General features: G+C 35.2%; 25 protein-coding genes. 18 read left to right on the forward strand and 7 right to left on the reverse strand.

All coding sequences use genetic code 11. The features are described 5' to 3' along the window. Nucleotides 1–4: 4 nt before the first annotated feature. Nucleotides 5–343 carry a winged helix-turn-helix domain-containing protein gene (locus NO995_RS16350; RefSeq protein ID WP_240573239.1) on the reverse strand — a complete coding sequence of 113 codons (339 nt, stop codon included), beginning with the start codon at nt 341–343 and terminating at the stop codon, nt 5–7. A gap of 13 nt (nt 344–356) precedes the next feature. Further along, nucleotides 357–1,535, reverse strand: a complete 1,179-nt coding sequence (locus NO995_RS16355) for a molybdopterin molybdotransferase MoeA (RefSeq protein WP_258228432.1) — start codon at nt 1,533–1,535, stop codon at nt 357–359. A gap of 195 nt (nt 1,536–1,730) precedes the next feature. Between NO995_RS16355 and NO995_RS16360 the strand changes: the two genes are divergently transcribed. The 11 genes from NO995_RS16360 to NO995_RS16410 all read left to right on the forward strand — a co-directional run bounded on the left by NO995_RS16360 (nt 1,731) and on the right by NO995_RS16410 (nt 12,240). Further along, nucleotides 1,731–2,441, forward strand: coding sequence for a Crp/Fnr family transcriptional regulator (locus NO995_RS16360; RefSeq protein ID WP_240573237.1), 711 nt, complete (start codon nt 1,731–1,733; stop codon nt 2,439–2,441). A 265-nt stretch (nt 2,442–2,706) separates the two neighbouring features. After that, nucleotides 2,707–3,120 carry a globin family protein gene (locus NO995_RS16365; protein WP_240573236.1) on the forward strand — a complete coding sequence of 138 codons (414 nt, stop codon included), beginning with the start codon at nt 2,707–2,709 and terminating at the stop codon, nt 3,118–3,120. A gap of 18 nt (nt 3,121–3,138) precedes the next feature. Next, entirely contained in the window at nt 3,139–3,966 is an 828-nt protein-coding gene (locus tag NO995_RS16370; RefSeq protein WP_258228433.1) for a DUF3365 domain-containing protein, read from the forward strand. 54 nt (nt 3,967–4,020) lie between these two features. Continuing rightward, nucleotides 4,021–4,500, forward strand: coding sequence for a hypothetical protein (locus NO995_RS16375; RefSeq protein WP_258228434.1), 480 nt, complete (start codon nt 4,021–4,023; stop codon nt 4,498–4,500). Between the two features lie 6 nt (nt 4,501–4,506). Further along, nucleotides 4,507–5,535: a ferredoxin--NADP reductase gene (locus tag NO995_RS16380; protein WP_258228435.1), complete on the forward strand. Its 1,029-nt coding sequence runs from the start codon at nt 4,507–4,509 to the stop codon at nt 5,533–5,535. A 10-nt stretch (nt 5,536–5,545) separates the two neighbouring features. Beyond that, nucleotides 5,546–6,265 carry a cytochrome c3 family protein gene (locus NO995_RS16385; protein ID WP_258228436.1) on the forward strand — a complete coding sequence of 240 codons (720 nt, stop codon included), beginning with the start codon at nt 5,546–5,548 and terminating at the stop codon, nt 6,263–6,265. Nucleotides 6,266–6,584: 319 nt separating this feature from the next. Further along, entirely contained in the window at nt 6,585–7,973 is a 1,389-nt protein-coding gene (locus tag NO995_RS16390; protein ID WP_240573231.1) for a CmpA/NrtA family ABC transporter substrate-binding protein, read from the forward strand. A 113-nt stretch (nt 7,974–8,086) separates the two neighbouring features. After that, nucleotides 8,087–9,193, forward strand: a complete 1,107-nt coding sequence (locus NO995_RS16395; RefSeq protein ID WP_258228437.1) for an ABC transporter permease — start codon at nt 8,087–8,089, stop codon at nt 9,191–9,193. 33 nt (nt 9,194–9,226) lie between these two features. Next, complete coding sequence (locus NO995_RS16400) at nt 9,227–10,072, forward strand: ABC transporter ATP-binding protein (RefSeq protein WP_258228438.1); 846 nt, start codon at nt 9,227–9,229, stop codon at nt 10,070–10,072. A gap of 12 nt (nt 10,073–10,084) precedes the next feature. Further along, nucleotides 10,085–10,909: an ABC transporter ATP-binding protein gene (locus tag NO995_RS16405; protein ID WP_258228439.1), complete on the forward strand. Its 825-nt coding sequence runs from the start codon at nt 10,085–10,087 to the stop codon at nt 10,907–10,909. A gap of 62 nt (nt 10,910–10,971) precedes the next feature. Beyond that, complete coding sequence (locus NO995_RS16410) at nt 10,972–12,240, forward strand: alginate export family protein (protein WP_258228440.1); 1,269 nt, start codon at nt 10,972–10,974, stop codon at nt 12,238–12,240. Nucleotides 12,241–12,322: 82 nt separating this feature from the next. On the opposite strand, the gene NO995_RS16415 is transcribed toward NO995_RS16410, so the two are convergent. Then, nucleotides 12,323–13,342: a hypothetical protein gene (locus NO995_RS16415; protein ID WP_258228441.1), complete on the reverse strand. Its 1,020-nt coding sequence runs from the start codon at nt 13,340–13,342 to the stop codon at nt 12,323–12,325. Nucleotides 13,343–13,523: 181 nt separating this feature from the next. Between NO995_RS16415 and NO995_RS16420 the strand changes: the two genes are divergently transcribed. The 4 genes from NO995_RS16420 to NO995_RS16435 all read left to right on the forward strand — a co-directional run bounded on the left by NO995_RS16420 (nt 13,524) and on the right by NO995_RS16435 (nt 17,481). After that, the gene (locus NO995_RS16420; protein WP_258228442.1) at nt 13,524–15,059 is read left to right on the forward strand and encodes a YifB family Mg chelatase-like AAA ATPase; all 1,536 of its coding nucleotides are present in this window, start codon (nt 13,524–13,526) and stop codon (nt 15,057–15,059) included. Between the two features lie 104 nt (nt 15,060–15,163). Then, the gene (gene pxpA, locus NO995_RS16425; protein WP_258228443.1) at nt 15,164–15,904 is read left to right on the forward strand and encodes a 5-oxoprolinase subunit PxpA; all 741 of its coding nucleotides are present in this window, start codon (nt 15,164–15,166) and stop codon (nt 15,902–15,904) included. Between the two features lie 4 nt (nt 15,905–15,908). Further along, nucleotides 15,909–16,640, forward strand: coding sequence for a 5-oxoprolinase subunit PxpB (gene pxpB / locus NO995_RS16430; protein ID WP_258228444.1), 732 nt, complete (start codon nt 15,909–15,911; stop codon nt 16,638–16,640). Continuing rightward, the gene (locus tag NO995_RS16435; RefSeq protein WP_258228445.1) at nt 16,633–17,481 is read left to right on the forward strand and encodes a biotin-dependent carboxyltransferase family protein; all 849 of its coding nucleotides are present in this window, start codon (nt 16,633–16,635) and stop codon (nt 17,479–17,481) included. The genes pxpB and NO995_RS16435 overlap by 8 nt, the downstream gene beginning before the upstream one ends. 9 nt (nt 17,482–17,490) lie before the next feature. Here the strand turns inward: NO995_RS16435 and deoC (NO995_RS16440) are convergent, their stop codons facing one another. The 3 genes from deoC (NO995_RS16440) to clpB all read right to left on the reverse strand — a co-directional run bounded on the left by deoC (NO995_RS16440) (nt 17,491) and on the right by clpB (nt 21,899). After that, nucleotides 17,491–18,138, reverse strand: coding sequence for a deoxyribose-phosphate aldolase (deoC, locus tag NO995_RS16440; protein ID WP_240573222.1), 648 nt, complete (start codon nt 18,136–18,138; stop codon nt 17,491–17,493). A 139-nt stretch (nt 18,139–18,277) separates the two neighbouring features. Then, nucleotides 18,278–18,937 carry a deoxyribose-phosphate aldolase gene (gene deoC, locus NO995_RS16445; protein ID WP_240573221.1) on the reverse strand — a complete coding sequence of 220 codons (660 nt, stop codon included), beginning with the start codon at nt 18,935–18,937 and terminating at the stop codon, nt 18,278–18,280. A gap of 355 nt (nt 18,938–19,292) precedes the next feature. Next, nucleotides 19,293–21,899 carry an ATP-dependent chaperone ClpB gene (clpB, locus tag NO995_RS16450; RefSeq protein ID WP_258228446.1) on the reverse strand — a complete coding sequence of 869 codons (2,607 nt, stop codon included), beginning with the start codon at nt 21,897–21,899 and terminating at the stop codon, nt 19,293–19,295. Between the two features lie 193 nt (nt 21,900–22,092). Between clpB and ytxJ the strand changes: the two genes are divergently transcribed. The 3 genes from ytxJ to NO995_RS16465 all read left to right on the forward strand — a co-directional run bounded on the left by ytxJ (nt 22,093) and on the right by NO995_RS16465 (nt 24,661). Next, nucleotides 22,093–22,482, forward strand: a complete 390-nt coding sequence (gene ytxJ / locus NO995_RS16455; protein WP_258228447.1) for a bacillithiol system redox-active protein YtxJ — start codon at nt 22,093–22,095, stop codon at nt 22,480–22,482. Nucleotides 22,483–22,500: 18 nt separating this feature from the next. Then, complete coding sequence (locus NO995_RS16460) at nt 22,501–22,908, forward strand: gamma-glutamylcyclotransferase (RefSeq protein ID WP_258228448.1); 408 nt, start codon at nt 22,501–22,503, stop codon at nt 22,906–22,908. A 67-nt stretch (nt 22,909–22,975) separates the two neighbouring features. Beyond that, nucleotides 22,976–24,661 carry an RluA family pseudouridine synthase gene (locus tag NO995_RS16465; RefSeq protein ID WP_258228547.1) on the forward strand — a complete coding sequence of 562 codons (1,686 nt, stop codon included), beginning with the start codon at nt 22,976–22,978 and terminating at the stop codon, nt 24,659–24,661. Nucleotides 24,662–24,667: 6 nt separating this feature from the next. Here NO995_RS16465 and NO995_RS16470 read toward each other — a convergent pair whose 3' ends face one another. Beyond that, the gene (locus NO995_RS16470; protein WP_258228449.1) at nt 24,668–25,618 is read right to left on the reverse strand and encodes an NmrA/HSCARG family protein; all 951 of its coding nucleotides are present in this window, start codon (nt 25,616–25,618) and stop codon (nt 24,668–24,670) included. Between the last annotated feature and the right edge of the window lie 37 nt (nt 25,619–25,655).

The following is a 25,655-nucleotide window of genomic DNA, read 5'->3' on the forward strand; positions in this document are numbered from 1 at the left end:
GTGGTTAAAGAGATTTGATTTTTTCTAGCTGCAGATCTAAAAACTCCCAGCAGTTTTTGTTAATATCATCAAAAACTTGAATTAATGATTTACCATATTCGGTTAATTCAGCACCGCCACCACCTTTGCCACCAATACTGTTTATGGTAACGGGTTGCTTTGCTGATTTGTTTACAGAATCGACTAAATCCCAGGCTTTTTTATAAGATATGTTTAATGATTTTGCTGCTTTAGAAAGCGAACCAGTGTCATTAATAGCTTTAAGTAGTTGTACGCGACCTTCACCCAACAATACATTATCTTCATGCTCAATCCAGATGCGACTTTTTATCTTGTAACTCATGATAAATTAGATTTTAGACGGGAAGCAGAATGACTTCAACTAAATCATCTACTTTTATTTTAGATTGTTCACCTGGCATAAAAACCAAAGCGTTACAAATGGCATAGGTTTGCAGCATGGACGAGCTTTGTCCTTCTAATATGGTAACTACATTACCATTGTAAATAGCTTTTAAAAATTGCGGGCGATCGCCGTGTTTTTTGAATAACGATTCTGACTTTACCTGAATTCGTGGTAATTTATAGAATTCATTATTCATAAGTCGTTGTAAAGCCGTGAAAACATACATGTAAAAACAGGTTAACGATGCGGCGGGGTTGCCAGGCAAAGCAAATATATAAGTGTCTTCTTTGGTTCCAAAAAACAAAGGTTTTCCTGGTTTTTGGTTTACTTTATAAAAATGTTCTTCCACATGTAAAGCTTTTAATGCTTCTCCAACAAAATCATAATCACCAACCGATATTCCTCCTGAAATAATAACTAAATCATGCCCTTTAATAACTTTGTCAAGTGTATTTAGAGTTTCGTTATAATCGTCCTTTACTTTGTGAAGTGTTACATCATAGAATTTTAAGCTGTATAATGTACTTAGAAGCATTTTTGAATTGCTTTCGTAAATCTGGCCGTATTCCAAATGTAAACCTGGTTCTATTAATTCATTTCCTGTTGCGATAATAGCAATGGTAGGTTTTTGGTATACATTAACTTCTTTAATACCCAAAGAACTTAAGTATCCTATGGCAGCAGGTGTAAGTTTGGTGTCTTTAGCTAGCGCTAACTGACTTTTTTTTACCTGTTCGCCAACGGTTCTTATGTTTAGGTTTATGGTAATGGGATCGTCAAGTTTAATTGTGTTTTCGTTTCTGGATATTTTTTCTTGCATAATAACGGTATTTGCAGAATCCGGAACCGGTGCGCCTGTAAAAATTCTAACGGCTTCTCCTTTTTTTAAGATAGGTTGATGATTGTCTCCTGCCTTTATTTCTCCAATAACGGTATAGGTTAATTTATCATGCCAGTTTAAAGCATAGCCGTCCATTGCCGATTGCCTAAAAGGCGGCATGTTAATAGGAGCGTAAATGTTGCTGCTTAATTTGTATCCTCCTGCTTTCTCCAGAGGCTTAGTCGTCTCTTTTAGTAATGGTAAGCACTTGTTTTTTACTATGTCTATGGCTTCGGAAATTGATATCATAATAAGTCGTTATATACTAACAAATATAACGATAATTTTATAATGATTATAAAAAATACGTAATTTTAATAGTTTATTAAGTATTAATACTTATATTTGTTTCAGGTAGAAATTATTATTTAAGTTTAATTATTAGTTTTTTTGTTGGAAACCACTATTCTGAGACATAAAGTTTCAACCACAACCCGTAAAAATATGCCGTATAATACATCGTGTCATACCTGTGAAAATGTTAATTGCTTAATAAAAAGTAATATGGTGGCTTTGGATGGTGTTGAATTGACAGTCAAAAAGAATAATTTACGATGTAAAAAAGGTCAGCAGTTTATTATAGAAGGTGCGCCTGTTAATGGCTTGTTTTTTGTATTAAAAGGAAAGGTTAAAGTTTTTAGGACAGGTATAAATGGAAGAGAGCAAATTGTTCGTTTTGCTCGTGAAGGTGAAATTATTGGACATCGTGGGTTTGGGACTGAAGAGTATTATTCCATTGGAGCTATTGCATTAGAAGATACCGTACTGTGTTATTTTTCTAAATATATGTTGCAAGAGGCTTTATTGAATAGTCCTAAGTTTGCTTACGATTTTATGCTGTTTTACGCTAACGAGCTAAATAAAAGTGAATCTAAAGTGAAATCTATTTCGCAAATGACTGTTCGTGAACGTGTTATAGATACCTTATTATATATAAATAGAAAATTTGGAGTTAATAAAGGGTTTCTTGATGTTACTTTAAGTAGAAAGGAATATGCCGATTACGCCGGAACTACAGAAGAACAGGTAATCAGAGTGTTTTCTGCTTTAAAAAAGGAAAAATTGATTACCGCCAAAGGAAAAAAAATAGGAATTAATGATATAGATATATTGAAAAAGGAGATTAGTGAACATAATTTCTTTTTAGATAGTTAGAAGAGTTTGTTTTAAGTGCTTTACCAGCTTTATTAGTTATTGCCATACGTATTACGTGTGGCTTTTTTTTGTTCTTTACTTAAGCTTAATGGGGGATTTGAAGTAATTATGATTTTTTGCAGGTTTTATTCTGACTAAAAACTGTTGTTGTTGTGTGATATGTCATTGAATAGTAAAGGCACTACGTATATATTTGAAATGTCTTTACGTATTAGTACGTATCTATTTTTAAGTAAATTATACTAACCAAATAATAATGAAAATTATGGAGCAGAAAACAATCACTTTAGTTCAGGAGTCTTTTGAAAAGGTAAAGCCTATAGCTGCGACAGCGGCTGAAATATTTTATTCTAAGTTGTTCGAGTTAGATCCGGCTTTAAAACCTTTGTTTCCAAGCGGTGAAGAAGCGATGAAAGTTCAAGGCAATAAATTAATGACTATGCTGGCTGCGGCAGTTGTTGGGTTAAGTAATCTGGAGGCTTTAATTCCCGTTTTGCAGGATTTAGGTAAGCGTCATGTAGGTTATAATGTAACGCCTGAGCACTACAGTACCGTTGGGGCAGCTTTATTAGATACGCTTGCAACTGGTTTGGGTGATGATTTTACACCTGAAGTAAAAGAGGCTTGGGCTTCGGTATATGGAACCATGTCTACGGTCATGATTGAGGCTTCTTATTAATTTAATTAAAAGGGAATTATGAAAACAAAATTATTATATAGTGTTTTAAAAGTATTAACAATTCAGTTAGTAGTATTGAATTTAGTGTCTTGTGGTGGTGTGGCTGAAGAATCAACTGTCGATGCTGGAGAAGAAAACGTGTTTTCTGTAGATGAGGTATTGGAAATGGTTGCGAAAGAAAATGACGTAACCAGAACTTTATATACAAAAGCAATTGTAGGTAAAGGAAAGTTGCAGGGTATGAAGTTCGATGAAGACTGGAGAAAGGATGATGTGGAAGCAGGGCCATTACCAGCTTTGTTTTTGAGAGGTGTAGCAACGAGTATTAGAAAAAGTCCTGTGCCGCTAGGGCTTTACTTAGGGTCGGATCACCCGGTTAACAAGGCTAATAAATTTGAAGGTAAGCAAGCTGCACTATTTGAAGAAATTAAGAAAGATCAAAAGCCTCAATATTTTTTTGATGAAGAGCAAAAGCTGCATACCGCAATGTTTGCTGATTTAGCCAGTGCGGGTGCCTGTGTAAGTTGTCATAACGCTCATCCTCAAACCACAAAAAGTGATTGGAAGTTAGGCGATGTTATGGGGGCTACCACCTGGCAGTATCCAAAAGATTCATTGTCATATAAGGAAACAGTGGCAGTCTTAAATTCTTACTCAAAAGGTACAATTGATATTTATATGGAGTATCTCGATGAAATCGCGGCGTTTAAAGCTAGTGAAAAACCGGTAATTGGAGATAAGTGGCCGGCAGAAGGTAATTATTTGCCAACAGCTGAAGTCTTTCTTGACAGTGTGAGAAAGTTGGCTTCATATGAAACCATGAATAAGCTGTTAGCAATGAAATAAAAAGCAGGCTTATTTGTAAATTAATAAATACTTCTTGTTGATAATCTGTTTGTAATGAATCTGAAACAAAAACCTACCCTTCTCGGGCTTGTACTTCTCATACTTTTCTTTATTCAGTTTGTTTTTAAACTTGAATGGAAATGGTTACTGGAGCTGCAGACGGGAGAAATGTATAAACGCTGGACAGGTTTGGTTTTGGCTCTGTTTATCACTTTTCAGTGGGTGTTAACTTTAACCAGGGTTATCAAGCGGTTTAGGAAATATTCAGTTAAAATGACTCAAATCCATAAATGGGTTGGGGCGCTAAGTCCGTTGTTTTTCTACACCCATAGTATTGCAGCGGGGTATGGGTATTTAGCTTTGTTAACCTATTTGTTTTTTGCAAATGCCTTGTTGGGATATCTTAATTTAGATGTTGTTAAAAACAATAGTGATTGGCTGTTTAAATGTTGGATGATTTTGCATGTGTTGTTTTCAGTAATTATTACTGTACTTATGGTGTTTCATATAGGAGTTGTTTTTTACTATAAATAATAAAACATGAAATTATTAGTAACGGATATCGTAAAAGAAACAGATGATGCATTAAGTGTCTGTTTTAAAAATGGTAACATATTTAATAAGTTAAAATATAAACCCGGACAATTTTTAACAATACACGTACCTATAAAAGGTCAAATATATAAACGTGCTTATTCTTTTAGTAGTAGTCCATATATAGATAGAGATTTGAAAATTACTATTAAAAGGGTTGATAAAGGACTTGTGTCTAATTTTGTTCATGATAATTTAAAGGTAGGAGACAAGTTGGAGGTTGATAAGCCTATGGGGTCTTTTTTTGTTGAGCCTAAAAAGGGTGAGGCAAAAACCTATGTGTTTTTTGCCGGAGGAAGCGGGATAACTCCGATTTTCTCTATTATTCAGTCGATTCTTGTTAAAGAGGTAGATTCAAAAGTGTTGCTTTTTTACGCGAATCAAACGCTATCGTCTATAATCTTTGCGGAAGATATAAGGCAATTATCTAATATATATCCAGATCAATTTAAGGTAGAACATATTGTTTCTGATTTAAATTTAAGGGCGGAAAATTATCACCAAGGTTTTCTTTCCGATGCTATTTTAACCAGTGTTTTTTCAAAGCACAAACTTGAGTTTGATAATCATGTTTATATGGTATGCGGGCCGTTTGGTTATATGGAGAAGGTAAAAGAGCTTCTGAATTTGAACGGAATTACCAGGGAGAAAATTAAGGTAGAGGTGTTTAAGTTGCCAATGGTGAAAGTTACGGGTAAAGATTTGCTAAGTAATGTTACTATTAAAATAAAAGATCAATCATATGGTATAAAGGTAAGAGGTGATAAATCTATTCTTCAGCAGGCAATGTCTGAGAATATTGCTATACCATATTCATGCAGGTCTGGTATGTGTTCTACCTGTAAAGCGACTTGTGTATCCGGTGATATTAAAATGGTTGAAGGGCATATTCTAGAGCAAAGTGAAGTTGATCAAGGGAAAATATTAACCTGCGTGAGTTATCCGGAAAGTGAGTCGGTTGTTATTGAATTTTAATATTTAAAATATGTTTAAAGTAAATCCATTAAGAAAAAGACAAATAATAGGCGGGGTGTTCGGACTTGTGCTGGGTGGATTTATTTTCTTTGTGTTAACTCTTGATGCTTCAGAAAAGTATGTATCTATAGGTCCTATGAATACCGGGCATAACAATATGTCTTGCGTGGTTTGTCACGCTGATGCTAAAGGGAATCTTTGGCAGCAAGTACAGTCTAATATTTCACATAGTTTTGGTTTTAGAAAAACAGGTGTCGATTTCGGAACAAAGGATGTAACTGTTGATAATTGTTTACAATGTCATGACCGACCTAATGACAGGCATCCATCATATCGTTTTTCAGAACCTCGATTTAGTGATGCTATAAAGGTTATTGATGCAACAACTTGTATTACGTGTCATTCGGAGCATCACGAAGAAAGGGTTTCAGTTCCAACAGCAGATTATTGTATGAATTGCCACCAGGATCTTGAAGTTGAGAACGATCCGTTGGATATTAGTCATGCCATGTTAATTACTAAAAAAGAATGGACGACCTGTATACAATGTCATGATTTTCATGGTAATCATAAATATGAAGTGGCTACCAGATTAAAAGATACTATACCTATGCTAACTATTGAGAAGTATTTTCAAGGAGGGGTCGATCCGTATAGCAATGATAAGAAATATATTGGTTTATCGGAGTTGGAATGGTTGGAGCAATTTAAAAATAAAATCAACAAATAAAAGTGATGTTTTAATAAGTGTTTTAGGTCTTAATTTTTCTTTAATCAACACTTTTATATTAAATCCGCTGATTTTCTAAGTAAAATTAAGCGGATTTTTATTTTTTTACGTATGGTACGTATGTGTAATTACGTATTATGTTTTATTTTTATTTATTTGAAAATAAGGTATTTATGTTGATTTTATGGTTTTTAGCAGGTTTGTTTATGTTTAAAAAGATAATATTACATGTGCTATGCCATTGAAGGGTTGAGTAACTACGTATATATTTGCTAAGTAAATAAGTATTAATACTTAGTTAAACTAAAAATCCTTCAATATGAAATCAGTATTAAAAAAATCAGCATGGGCATTATCAGTTTCATTACTGCTATTTTCTTGTGGTGGAAAAGATTCTAAAAAGAAAGCGGTTACAGAAGATATCGCAGCGAATGTATCTAAAACAAAAACTTTAGATATAGAAAAACCTCAGTTAACCTTTGGTTTTATAAAATTAACAGATATGGCACCTTTAGCCATTGCTAAAGAAAAAGGCTTCTTTGAAGATGAAGGTTTATTTGTGTCTGTAGAAGCACAGTCAAACTGGAAAAATGTATTAGATAGAGTAATCGATGGTCAGTTAGACGGATCGCATATGTTGGCTGGGCAGCCAATTGCAGCAGGAGCTGGTTTTGGTAGACAAGCAGAATTAGTAACGGCTTTTTCAATGGACTTAAATGGTAACGGTATTACAGTGTCTAACGATGTGTGGTCTAAAATGAAAGCTAATGTACCAATGGGAGAAGATGGTAAGCCAGTTCATCCTATTAAGGCAGATGCCTTAAAACCTGTAATTGCGGACTATAAAAATAGTGGGAAAGCCTTTAAAATGGGAATGGTGTTTCCGGTATCTACACACAACTACGAAATTAGATATTGGTTAGCAGCAGCGGGAATTCACCCTGGAATGTATACAGCAGAAAATGTACAAGGACAAATTGATGCAGAAGTATTATTATCTGTAACACCTCCGCCACAAATGCCAGCAACCTTAGAAGCTGGAACAATTTATGGGTATTGTGTAGGTGAGCCATGGAATCAGCAAGCGGTTTTTAAAGGTATTGGCGTGCCAGTGGTAACAAACTATGATATCTGGAAAAACAATCCTGAGAAAGTATTTGTAATGACTAAAAAGTTTGTTGAAGAAAACCCAAATACAGCAATCGCAGTAACAAAAGCATTAATTCGTGCAGGAAAATGGTTAGACGAACCAGGAAACAGAGCGGAAGCAGTAAAAATCTTATCAATGCCTCAATACGTTGGAGCTGACGAAGTAGTGTTAGCAAATTCAATGACCGGAACGTTTGAATTTGAAAAAGGAGATAAACGTGAAATGCCAGACTTTAATGTATTCTACAAGTATAATGCAACCTATCCTTTCTATTCAGATGGTATCTGGTTCTTAACTCAAATGCGTCGTTGGGGACAAATTCCTGAAGCGAAACCAGCCGATTGGTATGCTGAAACGATTAAAGATATCTACAGACCTGATATCTGGAAAAAAGCAGCTTCACTTTTAGTTGAAGAAGGATATATTCCAGCTTCAGATATTCCTCAAACCGATGGATATAAACCAGCAACTACAGACTTTATTGACGGAACATCGTACGATGCAAAAGATCCGATTGGGTATATAAATAGTTTCAAAATAGGAAACAAAGACAAATAAGATATTCAATATTGAATTTAGTAATCATGAGGTTGGTCAGAATAGAGAAGGTATTAACCAAAACGATTCTGGCGAATTCCATAAGACTACTTTAAATAAATAAAAATAAACAGATGAAACAGAGCATAACATTAGATAGAGTGACCAAATTTATGGGGCTTGGATTTTTAATCACTTTAAAATCCTTGTTCACCGGAGATTTAGATAAAGAAGGGTTTAGAAACTTCTTAAGAAAAGTTGTCGTGCCAATCGCTTCCATATTCTTATTTATCGGCTTATGGCACATGGGCGCTAAATCTTTATACAATATAGAAGCAGATTATAAGATTGAGAAAGCTTTAACTGAACAAGGGCAGGAGGCAGCAGATGCTATGAAAGCATGTATAGCTTCTGGAGATATAAGTTGCCAACCTAACACATTACCGTCTCCTGCGCAAGTTTGGGAATCGTATAAATCGTTATTAAGAGATCATCAAATAATTAGTGCAGATAAAGCAGCTTTTGCAGAGAAAACAGCAGTAATAAATGCAAAACGTATTGCTGAAGGGAAAGATTCAATCGTGTATACAGGGCGTCCGTCGTTTGTAGATCAGATTTTAACCAGCTTAAAAACAGTGTTTGCAGGATTTTTATTAGCCTTGGTTATTGCAGTGCCAATTGGGGTTATCATAGGGTTGAGCAAAACGCTAAGAAGTTCTGTTAACTGGTTAATCCAGATTTTTAAACCGGTATCTCCTGTAGTGTGGTTGTTATTAGTGTTCATGATTGTGAAAACGATGACTAAAGATTCAAATTCCGATAGTGCATTCATCATCTCATTTATAAGTGTTGGTTTGTGTTCTATGTGGGCGACTTTAGTAAATACTGCAATGGGGGTGGCATCGGTAGATAAAGATTATATCAATGTGGCTAAGGTTTTGAAATTAGGACCGGTACAGAAAGTGTTTAAAGTGATTTTACCTTCTTCATTACCATTAATATTTACAGGTTTGAGAATCACATTATCTGTGGCTTGGATGGTTCTTATTGCTATCGAATTATTAGCGCAGAGTCCAGGTTTAGGGTCGTTTGTATGGGAGGAATTTCAGAATGGAGCTATTGATTCGAATTCAAAAATTATTGTAGCCATGTTTGTAATCGGTGGTATCGGTTTCTTATTAGATCGAATCATGCTAACCATTCAAAATACAGTATCATTCAATAAGACCAGTGGAATTTAATAAGTAGCAATTCATATTTAAAAAATTAAGAAAATGGCATACTTAGAACTAAATAGCGTATACAAAACCTACGGACAAGGCGATCATGCAACCGAGGTGCTTTCAAATATCAATTTATCGATTGAAGAAGGTGAATTTGTAGCTATCGTTGGGTTTACCGGGAGTGGTAAAACAACTTTAGTAAACTTGATAAATGGCTTATTACAACCAACAAGAGGTGAGGTGCTTTTTAAAGGCTTACCAGTTTTAGGAACAAGTCATGAGCGTGGTGTAATTTTTCAAAATTACTCACTGTTGCCATGGTTGACTGTTGGTCAAAATATATACATGGCTGTAAAAGAGGCTTTTCCGAAGAAAAGTAAAAAAGAACTTCATGAGATTGTTGCAGAGTATGTAGCGATGGTGAATTTAACGCCAGCGATAAATAAAAGACCTAAAGAATTGTCTGGGGGGATGCGTCAGCGTGTGGCGGTTGCAAGAGCGTTAGCCATGAAACCCGAAATGATTATTATGGATGAGCCACTTGGGGCTTTAGATGCCTTAACTCGAGGAAATCTTCAGGATGAAATTTTAAACATCTGGGGTAAAGAAAAGCGAACCGCTTTATTAATCACCAATGATGTGGATGAAGGGATTTATATGGCAGACCGCATTATTCCATTGCGTCCGGGGCCAAAGGCGACTTTAGGACCAGAGTTTAAAATTGATATTGAACGTCCGCGTGATAAAACCGAGCTTAATGATAATGCAAATTTTAAGGAAACAAGAAATGCTATTATCGAATACTTAATGGATATAGGAAATGAGCGTAAATCTGTAGATCAGGAAGTTTACGAATTACCAGATTTAACACCGAAAAGTTTTGTCGGACACTTTTAAAACTTGGAAAATATGACTATAAATACAGCACATACAGATATAGTAACCGAAAACGGTATTACATTTCATGAAGATGTGATGTTGGATTTAAAACACTTGAAAAAAGTTTATCCAACTCCAAAAGGAGATTATGTGGTTCTTGAAGATTTAAATCTTCAGATTATGAAAGAAGAATTCGTAACCATTATCGGGCATTCAGGATGTGGTAAAACTACCATGTTGTCGATGATTGCAGGCTTAAATGAAATCTCAGGAGGTAATATTTCGGTATTAGGACATCATATAAAAGGGCCGGGACCGGACCGAGGCGTCATTTTTCAGGCACCAAGTTTAATGCCTTGGATGACCTCATTGCAAAATGTGATGTTGGGTGTGAATCAGGTATTTCCACATGCTACAAAATCACAACGCACCGATATCGCTAAATACTATTTACAAAAAGTAGGTTTGGAAGATGCCTTTCATAAAAAAGCATCAGATTTATCTCAGGGTATGCAGCAACGTGTAGGTATTGCTAGAGCTTTCGCGATAAAACCCAAAGTGTTGCTTTTGGATGAGCCTTTCGGGATGTTAGATTCTTTAACACGTGGCGAACTTCAGGATATTCTTATTGAAATCTGGAATAAAGAAAAAATTACAGCGGTGATGATTACGCATGATGTGGACGAAGCAATCTTTTTAGCAGATCGTGTGGTGATGATGACCAGTGGTCCTAAAGCAAAAATCGGGGATATTTTAAATATAGATTTTGAACGTCCAAGAACCCGAAAAGCAGTTTTAGAGCACGACGATTATTATAAATACAGAAAACATCTTATTGATTTCTTAGAGCATTAAAAACATAAAAAAACAAACCAAATAAAAACAAACTAACCAATTTTTAACTTAAAAACGAACACATGAAAAAACAATATGTAATTCTAGGGCTAATATTAGGATGCTTGCAATTCGTACATGCGCAATTTACTTTAGATGGCGAATTCCGACCAAGGGCAGAATATCGACATGGTTTTGGGAGTTTAATTGCAGATGATGCCGATGCTGGTTTTGGAATTTCTACCAGAGCACGCTTAAATGCAGGATTCTCTTCTGAAGCTTACACATTTTATCTGAGTCTGCAAGATGTTATGGTGTGGGGTGAAAACAGACAAATTTTACCTTACGATCAAAATAACTCGTTTGCTGTATTTCAGGCTTGGGCAGAATTTAAATTAGGTTCTGGATGGTCAACAAAATTAGGACGTCAGGTATTGTCTTACGACGACCAAAGGATTTTAGGAGGTCTGGATTGGGCACAGCAGGGACGTAATCACGATGCTGCTTTGTTGAAATATAAAAAGGAAAAATTTGCATTGGATGTAGCTTTTGCTTTCAATCAGGATTATTCAAATCCAGCTGGGTTTGTGAATACCAGTACAGCTTATAATACTACAGGTTTCTTTTCTTATAAGACCATGCAGATGGCGCATTTAAGTCAGGCTTGGGAAAAACTATCAGGAAGCTTATTATTTATGAATAATGGTTTTCAGGAATTTGATGATACCGATGCACCAGACGGAACAAGTAATTTACAAACCTTTGGAGCACATTTAGATTATAAAGCCGGAGGTTTTGGAGTGGCTGCGAATGCATTTCTTCAAACTGGACAAAGACAAGGAGAGGTTGATGTAAAAGGAGCTTATTTAGTAGGACTTGATTTAAGTTTTAAAGCTTCTTCTAAAGTTGGTTTAGGCGCGGGTCTTGAAATCATCAGTGGAAATGATGGAGATGCTGGAGAAACCGGAGCGTTCTTCCCGTTATACGGAACCAATCATAAATTCAATGGATTTATGGATTATTTCTACGTAGGAAATCATGCGAATTCAGTAGGGTTATTCGATGTGCATGTTAGTGCGAACTTCACCTTAAGTGAAACTTCAAGTTTATTGGTTAAAGCTTTAAACTTTAGTGGAGAGCAGGATTTACCAAGCGGAGATAAAGCCTTAGGAACAGAAATAGATTTGGTATTTACTAAGAAATTTAAAGGTTATGCCTTAGTTATGGGGTATTCACAAATGTTTGCAGCAGATGGTATGTATGAGTTGAAAGGTGTGTCTGAGGATGCGGCTGCCGATGGACAAAACTGGGCTTGGGCTATGTTAGTGCTTAAACCTAAATTTTTAAACTAATTAAAAAGTGTCTATATAAATTGAGAGAATAATTTTTATTGACTCTAACGGAATCCCGCTTTTATGCGGGATTTTTTTTGTTTTAAAGATTGGAAATGTATTTTAACCAAGAATCACTATTTGCTATCACGAATTTCAATATTTCTTTTGCGGATTCTGAAACAGATGTTTCTAAGAATTTTCTTACCAATCTACCATGTTTTCTTCTTTTTTCTTCAGGTAAGGAATCATCTTTTGTAATTTTAATTGAATTTAGAAGTTCTGTTTGGTTTGAAATACCAATGGATGATTCTTTTATTAAGTTCATTATTTCTTCATCAATATTTGAAATAGTAAAATAATCTGTATTAATGGTAGAGCCAATAAATTGACTTTGATTTGAGTAGTTGTTTTGTTTGTGAATTTGATTATTTGGTGATGAAATAAAAATCTGATTACTTTTTGAACTTAATAATTTAACTATATCTTTAATGAATTCTGAATTATCTTGTAAATAGCTATTTTCAATTTTTAATATGTCAAGTTGTCTCTTGTAATGATTAATTTGACTTTTTAATTTTAATATTAAAATATCAGTTTCTTCTGTTGTGACACCTGCGGCTGTTTTTACATTAATTTCATTTTTATTTGAGTACAGATACTTTAAGTAATCGTCAAACCATTCTTGTAATGTGTTTTTATCTAATTGTTCAGGTATATCAAATGATATTTGAAGACCATCTTCGCTATCCATTGTATGCATTTTTATAGATACTTTTTTACTTTCTTCTACAAAAGTTGAGAAAAATGAAAGATATTGGTTGATAGCAGTTTTTAGGTGTTTGTCTATTTTTATTAGTGTATATTTTTTTAACTGTTTATTTGCTTCGGTAGCTTCTAATTCAGCTTTTTCTTTAGCAATAATTAATTCACCATTTTTTTGATGCAACCTATTGTTTGTTTCAAGTCTAATATTGTTGTTTTTGTATAAGCTTAATGTTAATAGGGATAGTATTGTTATCAAAATAATAGAAAGAAATGATATTAAAACGGATAAGTCTATTTTTTCTGAATTTAATAATAAAAGTATATTAATAGATAAGTTTAAATAAGATTGAAGCATTAATTATGTCTTGGTTTTAAAGGTTATATTAAACTAAAATAGTTATAATCTTACAATATTTGTAAAGAATTGAAATGTTTAATTTGTATATCGGTTACTGTATTCTTTTGTTAAGAAATTAAAAAGCTGTTAAATAGTTTTTATAATATTTTCTTACATTTGTAAGAGAAAATTGTCATAGATGCTGAAAAAAGTATTTGGAAGTGCCGTTTTTGGTGTCGAAGCCACAACAATCACTGTAGAGGTTAATGTTGATTCAGGTATTGGCTATCATTTGGTAGGGTTGCCGGATAATGCAATAAAAGAAAGTAATTATCGCATTGCGGCTGCATTGCAGAATAACGGCTATAAAATTCCCGGAAAGAAAATCACCATCAACATGGCGCCTGCCGATTTGCGTAAAGAAGGTAGTGCCTACGATTTAACTTTGGCTATTGGTATTTTAGCAGCATCCAAACAAATTAAAGCAGAAAATTTAGAAAAGTATTTAATTATGGGAGAACTTTCATTAGATGGAAGTTTGCAGCCGATAAAAGGAGCTTTGCCTATTGCGGTTAAAGCGCGCGAAGAAGGTTTTAAAGGTTTTATTCTGCCTAGCCAAAATGCTAAAGAAGCTGCCATAGTTGATAATTTGGAAGTGTATGGGGTAGATAATATCAAACAGGTCATTGATTATTTTGATAAAGGTGAGCCCCTTGAGCAAACCATAATCAATACTCGAGATGAGTTTTATAAAAACTTAGAATTCCCGGAATTCGATTTTAGCGATGTTAAAGGACAGGAAGGGATTAAGCGCTGTATGGAAATTGCAGCTGCCGGAGGGCATAATATTATTTTAATTGGTCCGCCGGGAGCAGGAAAAACCATGTTAGCGAAACGTTTACCAAGTATTTTGCCACCTATGACATTGCATGAGGCTTTAGAAACTACAAAAATACATTCGGTTGTTGGTCGTGTAAAAGATAGTGGATTGATGGCGCAGCGTCCGTTTCGAAGTCCTCATCACACAATTAGCGATGTTGCGCTGGTTGGAGGTGGAGCTTTTCCGCAACCGGGAGAAATATCGCTGTCGCATAATGGTGTGTTGTTTTTAGATGAATTACCTGAATTTAAACGCAGTGTTTTAGAGGTGTTACGTCAGCCTCTGGAAGATCGGGAAGTTACAATTTCAAGAGCGAAATTTACGGTAACCTATCCGTCATCGTTTATGTTGGTAGCCAGTATGAATCCAAGTCCGGGCGGATATTTTAACGATCCGGATGCGCCGGTAATGTCAAGTCCGGCTGAAATGCAACGGTATTTAAGTAAAATTTCAGGGCCATTGTTAGATCGTATCGATATTCATATAGAAGTCACTCCGGTACCATTTGAAAAGCTTTCAGAAGATCGAAAAAGTGAATCTTCGGTAGATATCAGGAAACGGGTAACCGAGGCCAGAGCGATTCAAACCAGACGATTTTTAGAATTAGATTCGGTTCATTATAATGCTCAGATGAATACGAAACAAATTCGAAAATATTGTGTGTTGGATGAAGCTTCAAAGATGTTACTCAAAACAGCGATGGAGCGATTAAATTTATCGGCCAGAGCTTATGACAGAATTTTAAAGGTGGCTAGAACAATTGCCGATTTGGAAGCTTCTGAAGAGGTGAACGGATCTCATATAAGTGAAGCTATTCAGTATCGTAGTTTGGACCGGGAAGGTTGGTTAGGGTAATTTTTATCTGAAATTTTATTGGTTTTCTCTAGTGTCGTTGAAATGAATATTCAATAGATTTGCTTAGTTTTAATCTTCTTTCTTTATAAAATAAAACTAAGGCTATGGAATTATTTCATGTGGATATTAATGCCGATGTGGGTGAGGGCATAGATAATGAGGCGCAGTTAATGCCATTTTTGTCTTCCTGTAACATTGCTTGTGGCGGACATGCAGGAGATGAAGTAACAATGAGCAAGGTCGTGAAATTAGCAAAAGAGCATCAGGTGAAAGTTGGGGCTCATCCTTCATTTCCCGATAAGGAAAATTTTGGCAGGCAAGCTATGGATATGTCATGTGCGGCATTGTTTGCGTCCATAAAGCATCAAATTGATAGTTTGCTTGTTGTTTTAAAAGAAGAGCAGGTAGACTTGCATCACATAAAACCCCATGGAGCACTTTATAACATGGCTGCAGCCGATAAAAAGTTAGCAGAGGTAATTATTGAGGTTGTGAAAACTTATGCTATGCCAGTTCAGTTGTATGTCCCGTACGGTTCGGTAATAGCAGATTTAGCGGTTCAGAATAATATCCCGATTGTTTATGAAGTGTTCGCAGATAGAAATTATAATGATGATTTGTCTTTAGTTTCCAGGACGAAAAAGGAAGCTTTAATTCATGATATAGATGAGATGTTTGAGCATGTTTACAGGATGATTTCTATGCGAGAAGTTAAAACTTTAGATGGTATTAAAGTGCCGATTCGGGTAGATACCATTTGTGTACATGGAGATAATGTTGAAGCCATAAAACTGGTTGAAAATCTTTGGAAAAAGTTGGGAGAAAAAGGAGTGAAAGTTTATTAGGTTTATGAAGTATAATCTATCGTATAAACTCTATGGTGAACGTGCTGTTCTGATAGAATGGCCACAGGAAATAAGCGAGAATATTTTAAAAGATGTGCTTAGTTTTAAGTTGAAAATTGAAAAATTTAATCTTAAACAAATACTTGAGATTAAGCAATCATATTGCTCATTATTAGTTATTTATGATTTTTGTATTGAAAATTTAAAACCTGAAATATCAACTATAAAGAAAATCTATGATAAGAAAGGTGAGGCTGAAGAATTAAGTTTTAGGCAATGGGTAATTCCTGTGTGTTACGATGATGTTTTAGGGCTGGATTTAGAGGAGTTGGCTGAGCAAAAAAAGATGTCTAAATCCGAAATTATTCAGCTGCATTCCGAATCGATTTATACAACTTATTTTATCGGTTTTTTACCTGGATTTTTATATTTAGGAGGCCTGAATGAAAGGCTGAATACGCCTCGAAAATCAACCCCACGATTACAAGTTGAAAAAGGAGCCGTGGCTATTGGAGGGAATCAAACTGGAATTTATCCAATGGCAAGTCCTGGTGGCTGGAATATTATCGGGAACACGCCTGTATCTTTGTTTGATATAGATAAGAAATTACCGTGTTTTGTTAAGCCAGGAGATAAAATAAAATTCAAACCGGTATCTCTTGAAGAGTATAATGGCATAAAGGCATTGGTTGAAGCCGGGTTGTATCAAGTAGAAAGTAAGGAGGTTTATGGTTAAAGTTTTAAAACCTGGTTTTTATACTAGTATTCAGGACTTTGGAAGATTCAATTGTCAGCAATATGGTGTGCCGTATTCAGGAGTCATGGATCGCTATTCGGCAGGTTTGGCAAATGTGGTTTTAGGAAATGCACCTGATTTAGCGGTTATTGAAATGACGATGACGGGGCCAACGCTTCAGTTTGAATGTAATACGTTTATTTGCGTTGCAGGAGCACATATGAATCCTAAGGTTAATGATAGGCTGGTTGAACAAAATAAACCTATTGAAATACACGAGGGGGATGTGCTCTCTTTTGGGAAATTCGAAAAAGGCATTCGGGGTTATCTTGGTGTTTTAGGTGGATTTCTTTCTAAGGAGGTGCTGGGAAGCCGAAGTATGTATAAAGGGATTACAAAGCAAAATGTTTTATTGAAAAATGATATTATTGAAATTAATGTAAAAACTTTGTTTTCAATGAATAAACACTCCTTAATTAAAGTTAAAGATGATGTTTTTAAAAGTCATTTCATAGAGGTGCTTAAGGGGCCGGAATTTGATTTATTAACCCAGGAACAGCAAGAGTTTTTGACTTCAAATATATTTTCAGTTTCAAAAAATAATAGTCGCATGGCGTATCAGTTAGAAGAGCGCTTAGAGAATGCTTTAAAACCGATTATAACATCTCCTGTATTGCCAGGCACCGTGCAATTAACACCTTCGGGGCAGTTGATTGTTTTAATGCGAGATTGTCAGACTACAGGAGGATATCCAAGAGTGTTTCAACTAAAAGAATCGTCGATCAATATTTTAGCGCAAAAGTTTACAGGAGATATGATTCAGTTTCGATTATTGGAATAATAAAAATAATTACTTTCCAGTAACAATAGTAATGCCTGCCGATGTTCCTATGCGATCGACTCCAAGTTTAATATATTCTATGGCGGTTTTAAAATCTTTTATGCCACCTGAAGCTTTAATTTTTGCACGACCGTTTGCTGTAGATTTCATAAGTTTTACATGTTCAAGTGTTGCGCCATGCGGACCAAATCCTGTAGAGGTTTTTATAAAATCGGCACCTGCTTGAATGGTTAGCTCGCACGCTTTTATGATTTCATCATCAGTTAAGTAGCAGGTTTCAATAATAACTTTTAAAACCTGATTTGGTAGTCGGTTTTTAACCGAAGCAATATCTCTAACCACACCTGTATAATCTTTGGCTTTTAGTAAACCTAAATTAATGACCATGTCAATTTCATCGGTACCATCTTTTAGGGCTTGTATGGTTTCGTAAATTTTGGCTTCGGTACTCATGGCACCTAATGGAAATCCAACGACAGTACAAACCTTTACATTGCTGTTTTTGGTGTGTTCTTTGGCTAATGAAGTAAAGTAACTATTGGTGCACACCGAGAAAAATCTGAATTTCTTTGCTTCTTCACATAACTTTATAATCTCAGCTTCGGTAGCTGTAGGCTTTAAAAGAGTGTGGTCTATATAACTGCTTAGGTGTGTCATAATAATTGCGGTTATACTTAAAGAGGTGTAAGTAAATAAGTTTAGTAAATATAATACAATTTACGTGTAAAAAAATTAACGCAACAAAGGTATTAATATTTACTAAACTTAAAGGTGATTTTTTATAAGCTAACTTAGACTATAAGATAGGTCTTGCTTTTTTGTTTTTTTTATTAAGAAGTGCGTTAAAGCCAATACGGTGCACACCTACTTCCAGATATTTCATGCTGGTCTCAAGATCTTCAATATCGCCGGACGCCGTTATTTTTGCAGCATCTTTTATGGTTTTCTTAATAATTTTTGTTGCGGTTAATGTGGCGCCACCTTTTGAAAACCCACTGGATGTTTTAATGAAATCGACATTGGCATCTAAACAGATTTCACAAGCCTTAATAATTTCATTTTTATTTAATTCTGAAATCTCTAAAATAACCTTAAGTGTTGTATTTCCAATTGCCATTTTAACGTCGCTGATGTCTTTTAAAACAGAAACGTAATTTTTGCTTTTTAAGAAGCCTAAATTAATAACCATTTCAATTTCTTCAGCACCGTCCTCAATAGCTTTTTTTGCTTCAAAAACTTTAGCTTCGGTAGACATAGCGCCAAATGGGAATCCGACAACCGAACAGACTTTGGTAGGAGAGTTTTCAAGTAGTTGACTTGCTAAAGCTACGTAAGAGCTGTTAATGCAAACGCCGTAAAAATCATTTTGAATAGCCTCGTAACAAAGGTCGATAATTTCGCGTTCTGTTGTTGTAGGTTTTAAAAGAGTATATTCTATATGCTTAGATATATTCATAGGGATGAGTAGGTTTTAAATGCTATTAATTCTCGTTTTATATACGAGTAGTGTAGTTTTGGGGACTACGTTTGGGGGCAAATTTAACTAATTTTAACTAACGTTTTTTTATTGTTTTAGGCTCATTTTATTAACAGTATAGTTTTTAGATTATTGTAATTGGTGCTATGTTAAATTATAAAATTTAAATTTATAATGAAAGAAAAAACAACTGATTTATTTGTATTTTGTCTTTATTTTGTTTGTAATTATTTGATTTAGTGATATTTGGTGTTTATTTGTGGAGTTGTGGTTTATGTATAAAACAAAAGGTTACCTTTTGGTAACCTTTTGTTTTTAATTAATAAGTTTGGAGTTAGACTTCTTGTGAAACCAAATCACTTTGATTTCTAAATACAAGTTTGTCATCAAAAGCATCCAATAAAATAATACTGTCGGTATTTACCGTTCCTGCGAGTATTTCTTTACTTAAAGCATTTAAAACTTCTTTTTGAATAACACGTTTTACAGGTCTAGCGCCATATTCAGGATTGTATCCTTTTTCGGCTAAATAATCAATCGCTTCCAGAGTGGCATCAAAAGTGATGCCTTGTTTGTTAATCATTTTAGTGATGCTCTTTAGTTGTAAGCCTACAATATCCTTAATGTTTTCCTTAGATAGAGGTGTAAACATAATGGTGTCGTCTATACGGTTTAAAAACTCTGGTCTCACACTTTGTTTTAATAAAGCAAGCACGTCAACTTTAGCTGATTCAATTGCAGAATCAAGGTCTTTAGTAGCTTCAAAACGGTCTTGGATTATTTGACTACCAATATTTGATGTCATAATAATAATAGTGTTTTTAAAGTCAGCTACACGTCCTTTGTTATCTGTTAAGTGACCTTCATCCAATACCTGTAATAAGATGTTGAAGGTGTCCGGATGCGCTTTTTCGATTTCATCTAATAACACAACAGAATACGGTTTGCGTCTTACGGCTTCGGTTAACTGACCACCTTCGTCGTAACCAACATATCCTGGAGGCGCACCAACTAAACGACTTACTGCGTGGCGTTCCTGATATTCGCTCATATCGATACGGGTCATGGCGTTTTCGTCATCAAACAGATATTCAGCCAAAGCTTTTGCTAATTCGGTTTTACCAACTCCTGTTGTTCCTAAGAATAAGAAGGTTCCAATTGGCTTTTTAGGATTTTGCAACCCTGCACGACTTCTGCGAACGGCATCACTCACAGCTTCAATGGCTTCTTCTTGACCAACTACGCGTTTATGTAATTCGTCTTCAAGTTTTAAGAGCTTTTCGCGTTCGCTTTGAAGCATTTTAGTAACAGGGATACCTGTCCATTTCGCAACAACTTCGGCAATATCATCATAAGTAACTTCTTCTTTAATTAAAGAGTTTTCAGACTGTGCTTTCAATTGTTTTTGGTAGTCTTCTAATTGCTCCTGAGCTTCTTTTATTTTACCATAACGCAATTCGGCTACTTTGCCATAGTCACCATCACGCTCAGCACGTTCGGCTTCCAGTTTATAGTTTTCAATATCCTGTTTTGTGTTTTGAATATTATCTACAACTTCTTTTTCACTTTTCCACTTCGCGTTAATCTCGTTACGTTGTTCTTTAATATTTGCTAAATCGGCCTGTAAGGCTTTTAATTTAGCTTCGTCTTTTTCGCGTTTAATAGCTTCAATCTCGATTTCCAATTGCATAATCTTTCTGTCTAAAACATCAAGTTCTTCTGGTTTCGAGTTAATTTCCATACGTAATTTTGAAGCCGCCTCATCCATTAAGTCTATAGCTTTGTCTGGTAAGAATCGATTAGTGATGTAGCGTTGAGATAATTCTACAGCACCAATAATGGCTTCGTCTTTAATACGAACTTTATGGTGAGTTTCATATTTTTCTTTAATACCGCGTAAAATCGAGATGGCGCTTTCAGTATCGGGTTCATCAACCATTACTTTTTGGAAACGTCGCTCTAAGGCTTTATCTTTTTCAAAGTATTTTTGATACTCGTCTAAAGTAGTGGCACCTATGGCGCGCAGTTCACCACGTGCTAAGGCTGGTTTTAAGATGTTTGCGGCATCCATAGCGCCTTGACCACCACCAGCACCAACAAGAGTGTGAATCTCATCGATAAATAATACAATATCACCTTCGCTGGTTGTTACTTCTTTAACAACGGCTTTTAAGCGTTCTTCAAATTCGCCTTTGTATTTGGCGCCTGCTATTAAAGCACCCATATCCAGAGCGAAAATTTGTTTGTCTTTTAGGTTTTCAGGAATGTCGCCGTCCACAATTCTGTGTGCTAAACCTTCGGCAATGGCTGTTTTACCAGTTCCGGGTTCACCAACCAGAATCGGGTTGTTTTTGGTTCGGCGTGACAGAATTTGAAGTATTCTACGAATTTCTTCATCACGACCAATAACCGGATCTAGTTTGCCGTCTTTAACTAACTGATTTAGATTTTTTGCATATTTATTCAAGACGTTATAGGTTTCCTCTTGGCTTTGAGAAGTTACATTTTCGCCTTTACGTAATTCCTGAATACTTGCAGTCAAGGCTTTTTCGGTAACGCCTTGGTCTTTTAGCATTTGGGCTATTTTACTATTCGATTTAAAAATAGCGATGATTAAATGTTCTATTGAAACATATTCATCTTTCATCTTTTTAGCAATAATAGAGGCTTCATTGAGTGTTTTTCCCGCTTCACGAGATAGCATTAATTCACTGCCAGTAACTTTAGAGAAACTTTCAATTTGTTTGTCTAATGCCTGTTCTAAGATGCTAATATTTACATTCAGTTTTTTTAAAATGAATGGGAGTACATTTTCATCAACTTCAAGAATGCCTTTAAACAGGTGTTCGTTTTCTATTTGTTGATTACCGAAGCCTTGCGCTATTTGCTGCGCCTGTTGTATGGCTTCTTGCGATTTAATGGTATAATTATTTAAGTTCATAAGTGTTCTTTTATTTGTGTTTCGCCGGAACGATTCATTAAAATTTAGTTTCTTTACACCTTCAATAAGTCAATAATCTTACCATCTCAAACAGAGAGACAAAATGTCTTATTTGTTTGGTTTTTAGATGACGATTAGTCAGTTGTAAGGTTTGAAAATAGATTCGACTTATGCTAAAGAATAGAATAAATGTATGGGAATATTTAATAAATTTTTAAAAAGTTCGTCGGAACAAAAAGAGGTTAAGACTTTACCCTGGATTGATTTAAATTCGTTGGGGCAGCTTGATGATATTGAAAATAAATCATCGGAAAAACCTCAAATTATTTTTAAACACTCTACGCGATGTGGTATCAGTCGTATGGTTAAAAATCAGTTTGAATCGGATTATCGCGTTTCAGAAGATCAGGCCGATTTATATTATCTCGATTTATTGAATTACAGAGAAATATCAAACCAAATCGCTCAAAAATTTGGTGTTTATCACGAATCTCCTCAATTATTAGTTATTAAAAATGGCGAGGTTAAAATACATAATAGCCATGGAGGAATTAACGACTTAGATTTAGAGAAATATATTTAAAAATACGATTTATAAAACATGTATAATACGCGTACAACGTACTTATTTGTTTACGGAACTTTATTGGAAGATAGTAAAAACGACATGTCTGAGTTTTTAAGCAAACATTCAGAATTTGTAGGGAGAGGTTTTTTTTGTGGTAAATTATACGACGTCGAGGAATTTCCGGGAGCTGTTTTAAGCGATACACTGCAGGATAAGGTTTATGGAAAGATTTATGAGATTTCGGAAGCCGAAAAGGTGTTCAGCATATTAGATGATTACGAAGGTATAGAATCTCTTGAAACCGAAAAAGGGCTGTTTAAACGTGTGGTTGTCGAAGCGTTTCTGGAAGCAGGTCATACCGTAAAAACCTGGGTGTATTTGTATAATAAGTCTGTTTTAAACTTGCGATTAATTTCTTCTGGAAATTATTTAGACTCTTAAAAGCTTCTTACCATTAAAATTGAAGTGTTTAATCTTTATATCTTTGCAGCGATTTTTACAAGCCGATATGACTCATTTTTCCGATTCCCGATTTCATACTTTAAACTTAAGTAAAACAGTAGCGTTACCTGAAAAATTTACGTTTCCATTTTACTATGAGCCGCATCCGTTATGTATTGAGGCAGCAAAAGATTTACAAACTTATCTGGAGTCGCAAACGGACTTTCTTCATAATTTCGGACTTGATCCAGAAATGGAAGGTTTGGTTATAGGCAAAATGTTTGGTGTTATGGTGGTTAAAAATGAAAAGGGAGATTTAGGTTATCTCGCTGCTTTTTCAGGGAAATTATCAGATAATAATTACCTCGCCGGGTTTGTGCCGCCTATTTATAACACTCTTAATACTGATGGTTTTTATAAGAAAGGCGAAGCTGAATTAAATGCTTTTAATCGGCAAATAGAAACCTTGGAAGCAGCTCCAGAACTTAAAGATGCTCAAGATGCTTTAAGTGAAAATAAGAAATTAGCTGAAGCTGAAATTGAAGCGTTTAAAACGCTGATGAAAGCAGAAAAAAAGAAACGCAATAAAAGGCGCGATGAAGCTAAACCTGTTTTAAGTGATGACGCTTTTCAGGAACTTTTTAATGAGTTAAAGGAGCAGAGTATAGGTTACCAGTTACGATTGAAATATTTGAAATTTGAATGGGAACAAAAAATAAAGGAAGCCGAAGAAGCGCTTAACTGTCTTTTAAAGCCGATAACTGATTTAAAAAATAAAAGAGCTTCACAATCTTCAGACTTACAGAAACGTATTCATGAGCAATATCAGTTTTTAAATGCTGAAGGAGCAACTAAAGATTTACTGGATATTTTTAAAGATACGAACTCACCAATTCCACCGGCAGGTTCTGGAGAGTGTGCAGCGCCAAAATTATTTCAATATGCCTACGAAAATGATTTTAAGCCTATTGTAATGGCTGAATTTTGGTGGGGTGCTTCACCAAAATCGGAAGTACGTAAGCATAAACAGTTTTATCCGTCTTGCCGAAGTAAATGTGAACCTATTTTAGGACACATGATGCAAGGTTTGCAGGTTGATGAAAATCCAATAGAGCAGGGTATAAGCTTTGAGGCGGATTTAGAAATAGTTTACGAAGATGATTACTTGTTATTAGTTAATAAACCACATGAGTTTTTATCGGTGCCAGGGAAAACCTTTAGTGAGTCTGTATTAACTAAAATGAAAGCCTATTTACCAAAGGCCAAAGGTCCGCTATTGGTACATCGTTTAGATATGTCGACTTCCGGGTTGTTATTGGTGGCTAAAAACGAACGTATACATAAGCATTTGCAGAAGCAATTTATTGAGCGCACAGTTAAGAAGCGTTATGTGGCTTTGTTAGATGGCGAGCTTAAAACAAAATCAGGTCAGGTAGATTTGCCTTTACGTGTCGATTTAGATAACCGTCCGCAGCAATTAGTGTGTTACGAGTATGGTAAACCTGCTGTAACCAATTTTGAGGTTCAGGCTATTGAAAATGGTAAGACCAGAATTCATTTTTATCCGATAACCGGTCGTACACATCAGTTACGTGTTCATGCTGCGCATAGTAAAGGGTTGAAAACGCCTATAGTTGGAGATGATTTGTACGGTGTTAAAACAAACCGCTTGCATTTACATGCCGAGCAATTAACTTTTGTTCATCCAATAACCAAAGAGGAGTTAACTATTATTTGTGAAGCCCCTTTTTAGTATTAATTAATCAATTGGTATTCGAGAGCTATTAAGAGATAGCCACTTATCGAAGTTTTGTAATTCGGGATTAAGTTCTAATGAAAAGGCTTCGTCTCGAACTTTATTGAAGTCGTCGTTAAAATCTCTTTTAAACTGAAACATATTACCTAAATCGTCGGCTCCAGGAAAACCAAAACTTCTATAGGTCTCAGGGCTTACGTTGTTGTAAATAACATTTATGTTTAAAGCTTTTGAAAGTTTTTCAGCCATGTCGGTTCCGCTTAATTTTTCGCCAACAATACCAACGGTTTTATGGAGTAATTCTTTTCCTTTTTTGAAGATGCCATAGGCGCATTTTCCAATATCTTGGGCGGCTATTCCGGCAAGGGTTTTATCATTCATAGGGAATGCAATGTAATAATTGCCATCTTCTCCTTTTTGCGGCCCCATGCCAAAATAGATAAAATTATCCCAGTAAAAGGATGTTCTTAAAAAGGTAACAGGTAAGCCTGCTTCAGAAAAAAGTTTGTCAGCTTCACCTTTGCCATCGAAATGAGGAACTTTGTATTTGCCTTGCAACGTAGGCATGCGATCATCATTTAAAGGCACCCAGTTTCTCGTGTCTTCTAGGGTAGACCAAACAATGTGTTGAAGACTACTATCTTTAGCGGCTTTTATAAAATTCTCTACTTCCTCAATTTCTTTTTCGGCTGAAAAATGTTCCCAGAAGAAGGTTACAAAGTATGCACCATAAGCTCCTTCGATGGATTTTTCTATACTTTTTATGTCATCAATATCCGCTTCAATGATTTCAGCTCCTAAAGCTTCCAGGGCTTTTGCTTTTTCAGAATTCACATTTCTGGTCACTGTGCGCACCGAGAATTCAGAATTAGAATCTGCAAGTATAGCTTTAACAAGCCCGCCACCTTGAGCACCTGTGGCGCCAAATACAGTTATAATTTTTTTCTTTTCCATGATTTACTTTTTAATTTATGATGTTTAAATAAGCAGA

The organism is Aestuariibaculum sp. M13, from assembly GCF_024723255.1.
Lineage (GTDB): Bacteria > Bacteroidota > Bacteroidia > Flavobacteriales > Flavobacteriaceae > Aestuariibaculum > Aestuariibaculum lutulentum.